This window comes from Edaphocola aurantiacus (genome assembly GCF_019797745.1).
Classification (GTDB): Bacteria; Bacteroidota; Bacteroidia; order Chitinophagales; family Chitinophagaceae; genus Edaphocola; species Edaphocola aurantiacus.
On the sequence record NZ_VOSI01000003.1, the window covers coordinates 269,244 to 284,582 of the forward strand.

14 protein-coding genes are annotated in these 15,339 nt (G+C 43.8%); 7 read left to right on the plus strand and 7 right to left on the minus strand.

Annotated elements, in window-relative coordinates; all coding sequences use genetic code 11:
* The first annotated feature begins 19 nt into the window (after nt 1-19).
* The gene (locus FTD44_RS09905) at nt 20-1,351 is read left to right on the plus strand and encodes a saccharopine dehydrogenase C-terminal domain-containing protein (protein ID WP_222166300.1); all 1,332 of its coding nucleotides are present in this window, start codon (nt 20-22) and stop codon (nt 1,349-1,351) included.
* Nucleotides 1,352-1,420: 69 nt separating this feature from the next.
* Here FTD44_RS09905 and rpe read toward each other — a convergent pair whose 3' ends face one another.
* Nucleotides 1,421-2,068 (minus strand): ribulose-phosphate 3-epimerase, encoded by a 648-nt coding sequence (rpe, locus tag FTD44_RS09910; protein WP_222166301.1) that lies wholly within the window; start codon nt 2,066-2,068, stop codon nt 1,421-1,423.
* 344 nt (nt 2,069-2,412) lie between these two features.
* Here rpe and dnaB point away from each other — a divergent pair, with 344 nt between their 5' ends.
* A complete protein-coding gene (dnaB, locus tag FTD44_RS09915; RefSeq protein ID WP_222166302.1) occupies nt 2,413-4,053 on the plus strand; it encodes a replicative DNA helicase in 1,641 nt (546 codons plus the stop codon).
* A gap of 335 nt (nt 4,054-4,388) precedes the next feature.
* On the opposite strand, the gene rpsB is transcribed toward dnaB, so the two are convergent.
* The 6 genes from rpsB to FTD44_RS09945 form a co-directional block, all read right to left on the minus strand.
* Nucleotides 4,389-5,270, minus strand: coding sequence for a 30S ribosomal protein S2 (gene rpsB / locus FTD44_RS09920; protein WP_129021621.1), 882 nt, complete (start codon nt 5,268-5,270; stop codon nt 4,389-4,391).
* Between the two features lie 78 nt (nt 5,271-5,348).
* On the minus strand, nt 5,349-5,738 hold the full coding sequence (gene rpsI, locus FTD44_RS09925; RefSeq protein WP_129021619.1) for a 30S ribosomal protein S9: 390 nt from the start codon (nt 5,736-5,738) through the stop codon (nt 5,349-5,351).
* Nucleotides 5,739-5,776: 38 nt separating this feature from the next.
* Nucleotides 5,777-6,226: a 50S ribosomal protein L13 gene (rplM, locus tag FTD44_RS09930; protein ID WP_222166303.1), complete on the minus strand. Its 450-nt coding sequence runs from the start codon at nt 6,224-6,226 to the stop codon at nt 5,777-5,779.
* A 552-nt stretch (nt 6,227-6,778) separates the two neighbouring features.
* Nucleotides 6,779-8,440, minus strand: coding sequence for a DNA repair protein RecN (recN, locus tag FTD44_RS09935; RefSeq protein WP_222166304.1), 1,662 nt, complete (start codon nt 8,438-8,440; stop codon nt 6,779-6,781).
* Nucleotides 8,441-8,454: 14 nt separating this feature from the next.
* The gene (gene ctlX, locus FTD44_RS09940) at nt 8,455-9,360 is read right to left on the minus strand and encodes a citrulline utilization hydrolase CtlX (RefSeq protein WP_246625398.1); all 906 of its coding nucleotides are present in this window, start codon (nt 9,358-9,360) and stop codon (nt 8,455-8,457) included.
* Nucleotides 9,361-9,378: 18 nt separating this feature from the next.
* Nucleotides 9,379-10,836, minus strand: coding sequence for an arginine deiminase family protein (locus tag FTD44_RS09945; protein ID WP_222166305.1), 1,458 nt, complete (start codon nt 10,834-10,836; stop codon nt 9,379-9,381).
* A 160-nt stretch (nt 10,837-10,996) separates the two neighbouring features.
* On the opposite strand from FTD44_RS09945, the gene FTD44_RS09950 reads away from it, so the two are divergent.
* The 5 genes from FTD44_RS09950 to FTD44_RS09970 all read left to right on the plus strand — a co-directional run bounded on the left by FTD44_RS09950 (nt 10,997) and on the right by FTD44_RS09970 (nt 15,333).
* Nucleotides 10,997-11,458, plus strand: a complete 462-nt coding sequence (locus tag FTD44_RS09950; protein WP_129021613.1) for a TPM domain-containing protein — start codon at nt 10,997-10,999, stop codon at nt 11,456-11,458.
* A gap of 19 nt (nt 11,459-11,477) precedes the next feature.
* Nucleotides 11,478-12,308 (plus strand): TPM domain-containing protein, encoded by an 831-nt coding sequence (locus FTD44_RS09955; RefSeq protein ID WP_129021611.1) that lies wholly within the window; start codon nt 11,478-11,480, stop codon nt 12,306-12,308.
* Between the two features lie 85 nt (nt 12,309-12,393).
* Complete coding sequence (locus tag FTD44_RS09960) at nt 12,394-12,894, plus strand: DUF1573 domain-containing protein (RefSeq protein WP_222166306.1); 501 nt, start codon at nt 12,394-12,396, stop codon at nt 12,892-12,894.
* A gap of 5 nt (nt 12,895-12,899) precedes the next feature.
* Nucleotides 12,900-13,763 carry a UbiA-like polyprenyltransferase gene (locus FTD44_RS09965; protein WP_222166673.1) on the plus strand — a complete coding sequence of 288 codons (864 nt, stop codon included), beginning with the start codon at nt 12,900-12,902 and terminating at the stop codon, nt 13,761-13,763.
* A gap of 76 nt (nt 13,764-13,839) precedes the next feature.
* Nucleotides 13,840-15,333, plus strand: coding sequence for an ArnT family glycosyltransferase (locus tag FTD44_RS09970; protein ID WP_222166307.1), 1,494 nt, complete (start codon nt 13,840-13,842; stop codon nt 15,331-15,333).
* The last annotated feature ends 6 nt before the right edge of the window (nt 15,334-15,339 follow it).

Here is a 15,339-nt window from a genome sequence, read left to right on the forward strand (position 1 = left end):
AAAACAGACCATAAAAATAATGAAAACGATTCTAGTAGCCGGTGCAGGAAAATCATCATCCTATCTGATAGATTATTTGTTGAAGAATGCACGGCAGGAATGGAGAGTAGTGGTAATGGACGCTTCTGCTGAGGCTATCGCGGAAAAACTCAACAATCACCCAAAAGGTGTTGCAGCGGCAATAGATGTACACAATAATGAGCAGAGAGAGGCATTGGTAGCCGGTTCCGACCTGGTGATATCCATGCTGCCCCCGAGTCTGCATTTTCTTCTCGCACAGGATTGCCTTAAATATAAAAAACACCTCATTACCTCTTCATACGTTTCTCCGGAAATTAAAGCCATGAATGAGGCCGTAAAAGAAGCCGGTCTGCTGTTTATGTGTGAGATGGGACTGGACCCGGGTATTGACCATATGTCTGCCATGCAGATCATTCACAGCATTCAGAAAATTGCAGGAGATATCAAAAGTTTTAAAAGTTTCTGCGGTGGATTAGTTGCTCCGGAAAGCGATGATAATCCTTGGCATTACAAGATCAGCTGGAACCCGCGTAATGTAGTACTGGCAGGTAAAGCCGGTGCCGAATGGATGGAAAATGGCAAGGTGCAGAAGATGGACTATGATCAGTTGTATGTCAATAATAAAAAGATTAAAGTAGAAGGGTTGGGTACCTTAAGTTACTATCCAAACCGCGATTCTCTCAAATATGTAGATTTGTATGACCTGAGTGAGGTCAGTACTTTTATGAGAGCAACTTTACGTCACCCTGCATTCTCTAAAGCCTGGAGCTTTGTGATCAAGATGGGACTGACTACAGAAGAAGATGCTTTCGATACGTCAGGAAAGTCTTATGCAGACTGGATCTCCTTCAAAACAGATCTCCCGATTACAGACAATTTCAGAATAGCTGTTGCTGAAAAATACGGTATCGATGATAAGGTATTGAAAGCGCTGGAATGGCTGGATATGTTTGATACCAAAAAGCAGATTAAACGCCAGGGCCTGTTCAGCTCTGCCGATATCATACAGGATGTACTGGAAGATAAATGGAACCTGCATGTGCTGGATAAGGACATGGTTGTAATGCAGCACCAGGTTGCATATGAGCGTAAAGGTGTTCCGGTATTGCTGACGTCTAACCTTGTGGTTAAGGGCGAAAACCGTTTGTTCAGTGCGATGGCGAAGACCGTTGGTCTGCCGATGGCTATACTGGCTAAACGCATTATCCAGGATGGATTACCTTCAAAATACCTTACTGGTGTGCATATACCGGTTATGCCGGAAGTATATGTGCCTATACTGAAGGAACTGAAGAAGTGTGGTGTAGAGTTTATGGAAATTGTTGATTAAGAAATACCGATTATAGAAAAGGCCTGTACACTGTACAGGCCTTTTTCATGTCCATAAGAACGAGTAATATTATAATTGCTTCAGCGCTGCAATAGTCGCAATCGGGTCTGCGGCATTAAATACAGTGTTGCCTGCAACCAGTACATCTGCACCGGCATCAATAATTGTCTTAGCATTGTTCAGCGTTACTCCACCGTCGATTTCGATCAGGGCATTGCTGTTGCTTTCATTGATCAGCTGGCGTAATTGCTGGATTTTTTTCAGGGTCTGAGGAATAAACTGCTGACCGCCGAATCCCGGATTTACGCTCATCAGGCATACCAGGTCCAGTTCTTCAATAACATCATTCAGCAGGTGAATAGGGGTGTGCGGATTTACAGCAACACCGGCTTTCATACCTTCTGCTTTAATGGTTTGAATGGTTCTGTGTAAATGTGTACTGGCTTCGATATGTACCGTCAGGTTGTGTGCACCGGCAGCAGCAAATGCTTGTACATATTTTTCCGGTTCCACGATCATCAGGTGTACGTCCAGGGTCTTTTTAGCCTGTCTGCTGATCGCGCTGATTACGGGCAGTCCAAAGCTGATATTAGGTACAAAACGGCCGTCCATAACGTCCAGGTGGAACCAGTCTGCTGCAGAGCTGTTCACCATATCTACGTCTTTGCCTAACTGAAGGAAATCTGCCGATAAGATCGAAGGTGCTATTAAAGCCATTGTGTATGTTGGATTTGATGGTTTGTAATAGCCTGTAAAGGTACAGCTTATTTCGGGGAATGAAATCAAAATTCAATAAGTACTTTCTATACCCTGAGCGATTTTAATATGGTGGATAACTATGTTGATATAATGTTTATTTCATGTGTATAATGGTATAAATATGTTAAAAAGAGCGGTAGTGCGGTTGATAACCTTACTTTTATGTGCATAAGATGAACACCTACGATTGGAAAATTAAACTTCCTTTAAAGCGGTTTTATTAGCGATTTTGAACTTACCTTCGCTATCCCAAAAATGAAAGGTACTCCTCTTAGTATACCTGAAAAAAACACTTAGGCCATATGGATGTGAACGTTAAAAAGAATCTGAATCCCGGAAGAAAGTCAAAAACCACAACAGATCCGTCTGCTATTTACGGTAAGGTCCCGCCACAGGCGCGCGAGATCGAAGAAGCCGTACTAGGAGCCATTCTGCTGGAGAAAGACAAGCTTTCGGATGTGATGGAGATCCTGCCTAAACCGGATTGCTTCTATGTAAATGCCCACCAGATTATCTATGCCTCTATACAGCGATTACAGGATAAAAAATCCGAGATCGACCTGCTGACGGTAATGGAAGAATTGCGCCGTACCGGCGAACTGGAACTGATTGGTGGTGCATACCAGCTGACGAAAATCACACAGTCGGTTGTAACCAGCTCTCACGTGATATCGCATGCCCGTATTGTAATGCAGAAATACATTCAGCGTGAGCTGATCCGCATTGCAGGCGATATTGTTGCGGATTCATACGAAGATAAGACGGATGTGTTTGAACTGCTGGATAAAGCAGAGCAGGACCTGTTCGATATTGGGAACAGCTACCTGAAAAAAGATTCAGAATCGATCAAAGATATCCTGGTGCGTACCCTGGATGAGATCGAAGAAGCCCGTAAAAAGAAAGATGACCTTACCGGTGTGCCAACCGGCTTCCCTTCACTGGATGAAATTACCGGTGGCTGGCAGAAAACGGATCTTATCATTCTTGCCGCCCGTCCCGCTGTGGGTAAAACGGCATTTGCCCTCAATCTGGCGGTAAATGCGGCCCTAAGTGCCGAGCCCAAGGGTGTTGCTGTATTCTCGCTGGAGATGGGTAATACGCAGCTCGTAAAACGTTTGCTGAGTATGGTAACGGAAGTAAAGCTGGAGAGCATCAGTCGGGGTAAAATGGAAGACTATGAAATGGTGCAGCTGACCGAGCGTATGGATCGCCTGGTAAAAGCACCTTTATTCCTTGATGACCAGGCAGGTCTGAATATCTTTGAGTTGAGGGCAAAATGCCGTCGTCTTAAAGTGAAGCATGACATTCAGTTAGTTATCATTGACTATTTACAATTGATGCATGGTACCGGTGATGGTGGTAACCGTGAGCAGGAGATCTCCAAAATATCGCGAGAGCTGAAAGGGCTGGCCAAAGAGCTGAGTATCCCGATCATTGCCCTGTCACAGTTGAGTCGTGCGGTAGAAACGCGTTCCGGTGATAAAGGTAAGATCCCGCAGCTGAGTGACCTTAGGGAATCCGGTGCGATTGAGCAGGATGCCGATATGGTAATGTTCATCTATCGTCCGGAATACCACGGTATCAGCAATGATGAGCATGGCGAAACCGTAAAAGGAGAAACACATATCAATATAGCCAAGCATCGTAATGGTCGCCTGGATAGTGTAAAACTGGTTGCCCAGCTGGAATACCAGAAATTCGTGGAATTACAGGGTGAGCAGGAATGGGGAGGCAATAGTGGCTCTTCGTTCACTGGCATACAAAATGCGGACGATTTCGGCAACAGTGGTGTATATACACAGGGCGGTGCAGATACCGGCGGATTTAAGACCTTACAGTCCAAAGCCAATAACTTTGTAGACTTTGACGATGAGGATCAAATGGGAGGAAACCAGTTTAAAGGTTTCAAACCACCTCCGGACGACGGTGACGTTCCTTTCTAAATATACTTTTAATAAATAAAGCAGGACTATAAGTCCTGCTTTATTTATTAATGGGGTATACTATCTCTTCGGGCAACTTTTGCACCGTTTACCCCTTTTGTATTTCTTGCAACATTTTTTCAGTTCGCATTGTCGGATACAGGAGCAGAAAAACCTTTCCGGCTTTTGCGCTTCCTGGGCTAATAAGAATGCTTCTTTTCCTTGCACAGCAGATCGTTCGGGCAGCATAATAATGATAAAATAATGCGTTAATAATATGATACAAAGATAACAAATAAAGGCGCTCATATATGAACGCCTTTATTAATGTATCGATAAAATTGTTGACAATTTTATTATCTTTTGTTTGGACCACCAGGACCACGACGGTTGTTGTTAGCACCACCACCAGTGTTGCCACCACGACGGTTACCCGCTGTAGCTTTTTTACCATCTTTGTTTGCTTCTTCTTCATCCAGATCCAGACCACGCAGACGCTCAGCAACTTCAACTTCTTGCTCTTGATCGTCTACTTCTTTGTTTTGTGCTCTTTCTTCCAGACCTTCCATGATAGCAGCAGTCAGGTAGTTAGTGATGATCGCGATAGATTTAGTAGCATCATCGTTAGATGGAACTGCGAAATCTACTTTAGTAGGATCACTGTTAGTATCAACCATAGCGAAGGTAGTGATACCTAAACGCTTAGCTTCAGATAAAGCGATGTGCTCGTGACTGATGTCAACGATAAACAGAGCAGCAGGAGTACGACCCATTTGAGAGATACCACCCAGTACTTTTTCCATTTTATCTTTGCTACGAGTTAAAGTCAGACGCTCTTTTTTAGTTACGCTATCCAGCGTACCGTCGTTTAACATTTTCTCGATAGATTGCATTTTCTTAACGCTCTTACGAATAGTTTGGAAGTTGGTCAGCATACCACCTAACCATCTTTCTGTAACGAAAGGCATGTTTACTTTAGCAGCTGCTTCAGAAACGATTTCTTTAGCTTGCTTTTTAGTAGCTACGAACATGATTTTCTTACCGCTTTTCGCGATTTGTTTCAGTGCTGCAGCTGACTCTTGTAAACCTTCAATTGTTCTGTTCAGGTCAATGATATGGATACCATTCTTCTCGTTGAAGATGTATGGTAACATTTTCGGGTTCCATTTCTTTCTTTGGTGACCAAAGTGAACGCCCGCTTCCAATAACTGCTGATGTAATGATTTATTTTCTTCCATTGTTGGAATATATTAAGTATTGTTTTGAAAAAAATTTTACTATGCACACTCCATAAGTAATGAAGTGTAATATGCGAATTAACGTTTAGAGAACTGGAAGCTACGGCGTGCTTTACGTTTACCGAATTTCTTACGCTCAACAGCACGTGGATCGCGGTGTAATAAACCTTCTTTCTTCAGGGAAGGACGATATTCAGCATTGATTTCGCACAGAGCGCGGGCAATAGCTAATTTAATCGCTTCAGCCTGACCTTTTGGACCACCGCCTTTAACGTTTACTACAACGTCAAATTTGTCAGCACCTTCAATAGTTTTGAATGGCAGTTCTACTTGATTTTGTAAGTAGATTAATGGGAAATAGTTAGTATATTCCTTGTCGTTTACTTTGATAGCACCTGAACCCTTGCTGATATATACGCGGGCTACAGCTTCTTTACGACGACCAATTGCATTTGTTTGCTTTTCCATTTATATTATAATATTTTGAATTCTCAGAGAGAAATATATTAGTATTTGAATTCTTTTGGTTGTTGTGCCGTGTGCGGATGTTGTGCACCTTCGTAAACAAACAATTTCTTGATCATAGCACGACCTAATTTGTTTTTAGGTAACATACCTTTTACACCGCGCTCGATAACAGCGTTAGGACGACGGGATAATAAGTTTTTAGCTAATTCGTGTTTCTGACCATTAGGGTAACCAGAATAAGTTTGATAATCTTTCTGATCCAGTTTTTTACCGGTCATAACGATTTTAGAAGAGTTTGTAACGATTACATAATCGCCACAGTCGAAGTGTGGAGTAAAATACGCTTTGTTTTTACCGCGTAATACAGCAGCTACTTTAGAGCAAAAACGGCCTAATGTTTGATTAGTTGCATCAGCAACGAACCAATCGCGTTTTACGATTTTCTCATTTGCAGACTGTGTTCTGTAGCTCAATTGATTTAGAGACATTTGTTTCTGTTTTAAAATTATAATTGATACTTAAGCAAGCTATGCCGGAGCATTTACTTGCAAACGGAGCGCAAAGGTACATCGACTATATTATTTTACCAATATTTTTATTACTTATTTTTAAGATACTGTTGTAACTTATTGATTGTCAATTATAAAAATGAATTTATTTTTTAGAACCACGATGATTTTCAGTGTTTGCAAGGCTTTGCGGGCACACAATCCGGCATATGCAGTATCCATAAAGGGACAGCCATGTGGCTGTCCCGTGCAAAACTACAATACATAAACATAGAGCGTTGCGCAAAGCTACTATAGATGCCAAATGGGCAATATTCCATAAAGGAATATAAATTACCGGTAAGGGAATACTGATCTAATGGATACCTGCTTTCAGAAAATGAGCATAGATCTGTTCGGTTCTGGTGATATCCCTTTTGGCTACCAGGGATAAGGAAGATGTTTTACCTGCATCCGGAACGTTATATATATAATAATAGCGGTGACCAAAAGATCACCGCTATTATTATATATAAGTTTATAAATGCTTATTTAAGAAACCGTAACCAATTCCCTGGCATTACTCAGTGCTGCTTCCGAAGGCTCTTCTCCTCCGATCATTTGCGCGATCAGGCGTATGCGTTCTTCGGTGTTCAGTGCACGTACACGGGTTTTGATCTTGCCTTCTTCCATTTGTTTGTAAACATAGAAGTGCAGGTGTCCTTTGCCCGCTACCTGTGGCTGATGGGTAATACACATTACCTGGTGATAAGCCCCCAGAGAACGTAATAGTACGCCCACCTGTTTGGCCGCCTCGCCGGAAATACCGGTATCCACCTCATCAAAGATCAGGGTAGGGAGCTGAAGTGCTTTTGCCGTAAGGGTTTTGATGCTGAGCATAATACGGCTCAGCTCCCCGCCGGATGCAGCTTTCTGCACCGGGGCAAATTTGCCGCTCTTATTGGCATCCAGTAAATACTGGATACGATCCTTACCGTGTGGGGTAAAATGATCTGCCGGCTCCAGTACAATCTGCAATACTGCATTAGGCATGCCAATGAGTTGCAATAACTGGTTAATGTCTGCAGCAAAACTGCCCGCTTTAGCCATTCTTTGTTCCAGCAATTGTGAAGCCTGCTCATTTAAGGTTGTTTCTGCCTGTTCCAGTTCAACTTTCAATTGCGACAGGGTACTATCGGCATTCTGTTGCTGTGCAATGGTCATGGCCAGTTGCTGGTGTATATCGCGTAAGGCATTGGTCTCACTAACACCATGCTTTTTCAGCAGGCGGTTACCCAGGTCCGAACGGGTCTGCATTTCCGTCAGTTGTTCCGGATCCAGGTCTACACTCTCTTGCAGGTGCGACAGTTCCTGTGCAATATCCTTTAATTCTTCGTAAGCGCTGTTCAGCCTTCCTGCAAGCGATTCTGCAGCAGGAAATACCGCACTTAACTGCTGTATCTGTTGTGCAACACGACGCAATTCTGTATTGACCGGTTGCTCCCCTTCAGAAAGGATGATGCAGCCTTCGGTCAGCGTATTGCGGATCAGTTCCGCATTACTCAGTTGTTTCAGTTGTACTTCCAGGTCTTCCAGTTCATTTTCCTGAAAGTTTGCCGCTTCCAGTTCCTCAAAGAGAAATTGGTTGTAATCGGCTTCTTTCTGCCAGGATACCTGTTCCAGTTCTATTTGCTGTACCCTGCGCTGTAATGCTTTAAATGTATTATAGGCATTGCGGTAAGCATCGGCTAATTCCTGTGTTTCGGCTACTGCATCCAGCGCCTCGTACATAAACTGGCTGTCATCCAGAGAACGGTTGTCGAACTGGCGATGCAGGTCTACCAGGGTAGAAGTCAGTTCATTCAGCACGGAAAGCGTAACCGGCGTGTCGTTTACAAAAGCACGCGATTTGCCGGAGGTACTGATTTCACGGCGAATGATGGTCTGTGCTTCTGCATCCAGTTCATGTTCCTGTAATAACTGGTTGAAGGTTTTCAGCTTTGCCGTATCGAAATGGGCTTCTACTACACACTTCTCCGATGCGTTGATCAGCACAGAAGTGTCAGCACGCTCACCCAGTATGAGCGAGAGGGCACCCAGTATGATAGACTTACCGGCGCCGGTCTCTCCCGTGATCACGTTCAGGTGTTCATCAAACGTAATCGTGAGTTCATCTATAATCGCATAATTCCTGATCAGTAATTTCTGTAACACGGCTTGCTGCTGAATTATTTTTTAGGTAATAAGATTTCTGCCATCATACATCTTGCGCTGCCACCGCCGTTTTGCTCGATGGTATACAGGGGTACATGTATAATAGGGTTAAAGTTTTCGATTGCACTAACCTGCTCCGGGCTCAGCGATTCATATGCCTGGGTAGACATTACCAGGAATTTCTCACCGGCAGTATTCTCTACCTGCAGCATATTACCCGCAAAGTGATTCATCTGGTCGTAGCTGATGGTGATAATCGTTTTGCCACTGTTTTCCAGGGCTTCACGCACACCTTCACGCTGCGCTTCAGGGATACAGTCGAGGCAGATAACCGCATAGCGATCACCCACGCACATCATTACATTGGTATGATAAATGTCTTTTCCATGCTCGTCCTTCGCTTCAAAGATCACCGGTTCATAGCCCATCTCTTCGCAGAATTCCTTAAACAGGTTTTTATCTGTACGCGGAGAGATATTGGCATAGGCAATCTTCTGTTTGCGATCCAGTATAATACTGCCTGTACCTTCCAGGAAGATGTCCTGTGCTTCGTTTTTGGTCAGGTCTATAGTATTGTCGATATTATAACGGGAACGGATCGCATCCATTACCGTTTCTTTGCGCTCCAGTCTGCGGTTTTCGGCAAACATAGGGTAGAGTACAATGGTACTGTTTTTATGAAAACTGATCCAGTTATTCGGGAATATACTGTCTGGTGTATGAGGCTCTTCTGTGTCCTGAATCACCAATACATCAATATGATTATCGCGCAGGGTCTGCACGAAATGGTCAAATTCCTGCAATGCTTTTTCCTGTACATTGCTTTGGTCGCCCGCTACCTGGAAGGCATTATTCACCGCCGTCTCGGCATTAAAACCAAAGCGGGAAGGGCGTACCATCAATAAAGCATAATTACTCATGATCTATGTGGTTTATGTTTAGTCGTTATCTCTTAATAAAGGCATGCTCATACAGTGGAATCCACCGCGGGCTCTGGACAGCTCGGCAGATGGCATCAGTACCAGTGTATCTGTAATATCTTTAGTCTCGATTTTACCCGCTTCCAGTTCATGGATCAGGTCCTCTACTTTTACAGTTTTAAATCCTGCAGCTTCAAATGCCTCTACTGTTTTGTCATTGCGGTCGTAACCCAGTACCACCCCTTCTTTGATGGCTAACAGGTTACAGCTGTCTGTCCATTGCTCACGCACATCGTACGGGAACTCATCATTACCGGATAAGATGATTTTTACTTCTTTTTCTTTACAACCCAGATCTTTGGTACTGATGTCGATCAGTAACTCTTCCAGGCTTTCAAAATAAACCGGTTTATCAACGTTTTTACTGTTGAACTGGATGATTTTAAGTTTATCATCTTTGGATTTCTGAACAATACCCAAAGTCTTCTGAATGCTGTCTCCGTCCAGGTGTTTCACCGATTTGTCGGAGAAGATACCCAGCATTACCCATACATTCTTTTTAACCTGTGTAAATACAGTATCGATATGCATATAATCGCGCTTGCGCGGGATTTTTACAATCGTGATTTTCTTAACCACTTTACGGTCAAACAATACTTTGATTGTCTGATATGCCGCATCCCAGCTGGTACGCTCACTTACGCCAACCAGGAGGTGATCTTTGCTCACCACCATAACGTCACCACCTTCCAGGGTTACTTTATGGTCTTCTGCCTCTTTAGGTAACAGGAAGTGATGCTGCAGATCGGGCAGTTCAATGATGTTATTTTTGTATGCTGCAAAAAACGGGTGGTTGAAGAAGATGTATTTAGACAATAATGCTTCTCTGGTACGCGCTTTCTTTGCCGGCTTATTCAGCAGGATAAATTCATTTATCGTGATACCGATATCACGGGTAAAGATGAAGTTTGGAATCGGCGGGAAGATCATTTCATTTTCGTTGTGTGTACCGCTGATGAAGATCTTAGCCAGTTGATCCGGCTCATAGCCCAATAATCTCTGCTGCGTTTCGTAACTGCAGTTTTCGATTGCACAAACCGATGCGATCAGTTTGATACGGATATGTTCCTGCTCCAGGATCTGGCTCAGTAATAATTGTAATTCTATTACTTTGTCCGATGCGTGGAAGTCTTTATGACCTGGCTTGTAGAAATTGCGTTTATTTTTAGGATCGTCAATTTTGCTCAGTCTGCCTTTGATTTTCTCAGGATCCAGGAAGTATAAAAGTAACTTGGTATAGTAATCGTATTCTTTTCTGCGAATAGTGTCTAAGTGCACAATGTCTTCGAACAACCAATCCTGTGCTTTTGATGGAACAACTTTTCCGAGACCACTGTCAGGGCTGTGTACCAGCAGGCGTTTTAAAGTTCCGGTTTCTGAAGATACATTGATTTCTTTCTGTTTAATTTTCGACATAAAATGTTTAGATTGCTGAATCCCCGCAAGTTAATCAATTTTTGTGAATGCCCGAAAGGCTTCGGATTTATGCTGAAATTCCCTTGTATAATCCCGGTTTTTGTGCCTCAGATTTGATTTTAAATGTTACATTTGAGATCAGATTAAAAAAAATAACACCTTGTCTATATTTTCCAAACCGAATAAGCCATTGCTGGCGGCCGAAGAGGCCGAAAGTGTGGTGCAGGCCATAAGGGATACTGAAAAGCGTACCTCAGGAGAGTTACGTGTATATATTGAGTCGTTTTGCAGCTTTGTAGATGCTGCAGACCGTGCCTGGGAAGTCTTTTCTGAATTGCAGATGCACCAGACCCAGGAGCGCAATGCCGTACTGGTATACCTGGCCTTGAAAGACCGGCAGGCGGCTATTGTAGGTGATGAAGGTATACACCAGAAAGTAGGTAAAGAGGAATACTGGAAAGCTGAACTGGATACACTGCGCAGGTTTTGTGCAGAGGGTAGAGTGGCAGAGGGACTGGTCACCGTAGTCAAAGAAATCGGATCAGCGTTGGTGCAGCATTTTCCTGCTGTTCCGGGAGATGATAAAAATGAAATTCCGGACGATATCGTATTCGGACATTAAAACTGAAGCAAGAAGCATAATGAATTATTTACCTATACTGAAACGCAGCCTCCTCAGGATCTGTATTGTTTTACTCTGCTGGCTGCCGCTTTTCGCTCAGGCACAGTCAGACAAGGATTTTCCGGCCAAACCTAATCCCCCGAGATTGGTGAATGATCTGGCAGGTGTTCTGAGTACTGAAGACCTCAATAAGCTGGAAGCCAAGCTGGACAGCTTTGATAAGGCAACCTCTACACAAATCGCGATCGTGCTGATCCGGAGTACCGGTCAGTATGATATTTCTCAATACGCTATAGAACTGGGCAATCGCTGGGGCATTGGCCGTAAGGGAAAAGATAATGGAGCATTGATACTGGCAGCAATCAGTGACCGTAAACTTAATATCTCTACGGGCTACGGGCTGGAAGGCGTATTGCCGGACGGGCTTGCCGGACGCATTATCCGGAATGAGATTACCCCCTTCTTTAAATCCGGGAATTACTACCAGGGATTACTGAATGGGGCAGAGGCGATCATTAAAGTCTCTCAGGGAGAATATAAAGCAGAACCTGAAGCCTCAAAAGAAGGATTGCCTTCAATCGCAATAGTGGCCATTATAATCTTCATTGTGCTGTTTATCATTATCGCTTCTCGCGGCGGTGGTGGCGGTGGCGGCGGAAGATACATCAGCCGCAGAGGCACCGATATCTTTATGGGTTCTATCCTGAGTGAAATGATGCGTGGCGGTAGTAGCCGTGGCTCAGGCTGGGGTGGCGGATCCGGCTGGGGCGGAGGAAGTAGCGGAGGTGGAGGATTCGGCGGATTCGGTGGTGGAAGCTTCGGTGGCGGAGGGGCCAGCGGAAGCTGGTAATAGTGATGCTAAACCCTTATAATTCACTGGTATTGTACCTTAAAAGTGGTATATTTGCACAGGAAAATACGAAATTACAATTCTTATGAATGCTAACCTGAAAACTGCGCTGCTGACAATACTGACCTTATCTGCATTCACTATAGCACTTATCGAACTTTCCGGTGTGAGCAGAACGGCTTTATTCAATAAGCTTAATTTACGGGAAAACAGTGCCAATGCGGCTACGGTAACCACGGTGCCGGAATCGTCTAAAACGATCATCAAAGATCGTCCGAAGACATCCGTAAAATTTGATAAAGATACTTTTGATTTCGGCGTCATAAAAGACGGCGATCTGGTAGAACATACCTATAAATTCAGAAATACAGGAGCAAACCCGCTGATGATTGACGATGTCATTGCAACATGCGGCTGTACTATTCCTTCTTATACCAAAACACCAATTCCCCCGGGGCAGAACGGAGAGATCAAAATCTCCTTTAACTCCAAAGGGAAAGCCGGTAATGTAAGCAAAAGCATTACGGTGATCTCTAATGCAGACCAGGACCGTATTCCGCTGCACTTTAAAGCTACTGTAAAATAATAGAAATACCCATTTTGAAGAAGTACCTTTCCCTGGTAAAGTTCAGTCATACCATCTTTGCTTTACCGTTTGCACTTATCGGATTCGCACTGGCAGTTTTATATAGCGGGCAGTATACATTTGACTGGAGAACATTGCTGCTGATGCTGGCCTGTATGGTTACAGCACGTAATGCCGCAATGGCTTTTAACCGTTACCTTGACCGCAGGTTTGATGCAAAAAATCCGAGAACGGCTATGCGTGAAGTGCCAGCAGGTGTGATTAGCCCGAAGAGTGCACTTACTTTTACCATCATTAATGCACTGCTGTTTGTAACGGCTACCTATTTCATCAATCCGCTGTGTTTTTACTTGTCTCCGATTGCCATCTTTGTAGTATTATTCTATAGCTATACCAAGCGTTTTACGGCATTGTGCCATATTGTGCTGGGGGTAGGACTGGCTTTGGCACCTATCGGCGCTTATCTGACAATTACCGGCAAGTTTGACCCCGTACCTTTATTTTTCTCCTTTATTGTACTCACCTGGGTATCCGGGTTTGATATTATCTATGCCCTGCAGGACGAAGAGTTTGACCGTGATCATCAGCTGAACTCTATTCCGGCAGCGCTGGGTAAAAAGAATGCCCTGATGGTATCTAATGTATTGCATGTGATCTCCGCAGCACTGATTATCGGTGTAGGTTTCTATGCAGCATTTCACTGGATCTACTGGATCGGAGCAGCAATTGTACTGTCTCTGCTGGTATACCAGCATACCCTGGTTAAGCCCAATGATCTGAGTAAAGTTAACCTTGCATTTGGTACTACAAATGGTATTATCAGCATGGTTTTTGCCATATTTACTATTGCAGATCTTTTATTAAACTAATTATCCTTTACATCAAAAGACACTGTATCATTGATACAGTGTCTTTTTTATGATCACCTATCGAAATCCTTAGTCTATGAATCCCGGATTTGGACACTTTCAGCCACAAGGTAAATTATATCGCTGGCTTGTATTATTACTGGCTATTGTTGTAGGTATTCCCTTATTTGCCTGCCTGGATGCTGTGACAATCCGTAAGTGGGACGAAGGCAGGCTGGTGGCCAATGCCCTGGAGATGTACGCGAACCGCAACTTCTGGGTCACGTACTGTTTCGGAGTACCGGATATGTGGAATACCAAACCACCATTACTTATATGGATACAGGTATTGAGCCTGCAGACTTTTGGTCTGACAGAATGGGCCCTAAGGCTTCCTTCAGCAGTTGCGTCGATGCTCACCTGCATATTGATATTCCGATTTGTGGAACGGCAGGGTAAATCGTTTTTATGGGCTGCGCTTACGGTGCTGATACTGGTGACCACAAGAGGTTATGCTGGTATGCATGTGGCCCGTACAGCAGATTATGATGCCTTACTGGTGCTCTGGACCACCATTGCCGGAATCAGTTTATGGAAGTACTGTGAGCATAATTCAGCCCGGAATCTGTATATTACCTTTATCAGTATGGGTCTGGCGGTACTGACCAAGAGTGCAGCGGGACTTATGTTTGGTCCCTGTATGCTCTTATATATTGTATTCAGGAAACAATTGCCGGCACTGTTGAAGAGCAAGCATTTTTATATTGGTATTATCCTGTTTCTGTTGATTGCTGTACCATTTTACCTCATACGGGAGCATTATAATCCCGGATACATCAAAGCGGTTAATGAGAACGAGTGGGGCGGACGATACCTGGTAGCGAATGAGGATAATGGACAGCCCTGGTACTATTACCTAAAACATGTTGTGGAGCGCATGTTTGTGCCCTGGTTTGTATTTGTACCCATAGGCTTGTGGTTTACGCGTAAGATGCCTGCCACTGCCGAATCCAGGGTACTGCAATACAGTGCTTTAATGGGATTAGGATTTTTTATAGTAGCCTCTGTAGCCAAGACCAAACTGTTCTGGTACATAGCACCGGCATATCCTTTTCTTGCAGTATTATGTGCTTATGGTATTCTGAAATTAATACAGGCGTTATATCATCCGGTCATAAAGCCTGTCTTCCGTAAAGCGGGTTTTGTGCTTGTTGCATTACTTTTCCTGATTACTTATGTGACGATACTGGTCGATAATGGCTGGAGAAAAGAAGATGCCACTTTTCTGAATATTTATAACACCAGTAATTATGTCCGGGATCGGTTCCTGCAACAGGATACGCTAAAGCAGATCGTACTGCATGATGAGAAGTGCTATCCGCAGATGATTCTTTATATGCGTATGGCAGAAAGAAAGGGATATAAGGTCTGGGATAGCCGTGATAAAAAGATTGCACCCGGAGATTATGTACTTACAGAAGATCCGGAAATGGAAAAGGAATTGCATCAGCAATATGCACTACAGAAAATAAAGGAAGAGCTGGGCGCGAGGGTATGGTTGTGTACGGCTGTGCTTAAGCCGGCTGAATGATAATAT

Bases quoted from the DNA above. Each gene is read 5' to 3' on its own strand.
- FTD44_RS09905 (WP_222166300.1), top strand. From the start codon at position 20: ATGAAAACGATTCTAGTAGCCGGTGCAGGAAAATCATCATCCTATCTG.
- rpe (WP_222166301.1), bottom strand. From the start codon at position 2,068: ATGGCTTTAATAGCACCTTCGATCTTATCGGCAGATTTCCTTCAGTTA.
- dnaB (WP_222166302.1), top strand. From the start codon at position 2,413: ATGGATGTGAACGTTAAAAAGAATCTGAATCCCGGAAGAAAGTCAAAA.
- rpsB (WP_129021621.1), bottom strand. From the start codon at position 5,270: ATGGAAGAAAATAAATCATTACATCAGCAGTTATTGGAAGCGGGCGTT.
- rpsI (WP_129021619.1), bottom strand. From the start codon at position 5,738: ATGGAAAAGCAAACAAATGCAATTGGTCGTCGTAAAGAAGCTGTAGCC.
- rplM (WP_222166303.1), bottom strand. From the start codon at position 6,226: ATGTCTCTAAATCAATTGAGCTACAGAACACAGTCTGCAAATGAGAAA.
- ctlX (WP_246625398.1), bottom strand. From the start codon at position 9,360: ATGAGTAATTATGCTTTATTGATGGTACGCCCTTCCCGCTTTGGTTTT.
- FTD44_RS09945 (WP_222166305.1), bottom strand. From the start codon at position 10,836: ATGTCGAAAATTAAACAGAAAGAAATCAATGTATCTTCAGAAACCGGA.
- FTD44_RS09955 (WP_129021611.1), top strand. From the start codon at position 11,478: ATGAATTATTTACCTATACTGAAACGCAGCCTCCTCAGGATCTGTATT.
- FTD44_RS09960 (WP_222166306.1), top strand. From the start codon at position 12,394: ATGAATGCTAACCTGAAAACTGCGCTGCTGACAATACTGACCTTATCT.
- FTD44_RS09970 (WP_222166307.1), top strand. From the start codon at position 13,840: ATGAATCCCGGATTTGGACACTTTCAGCCACAAGGTAAATTATATCGC.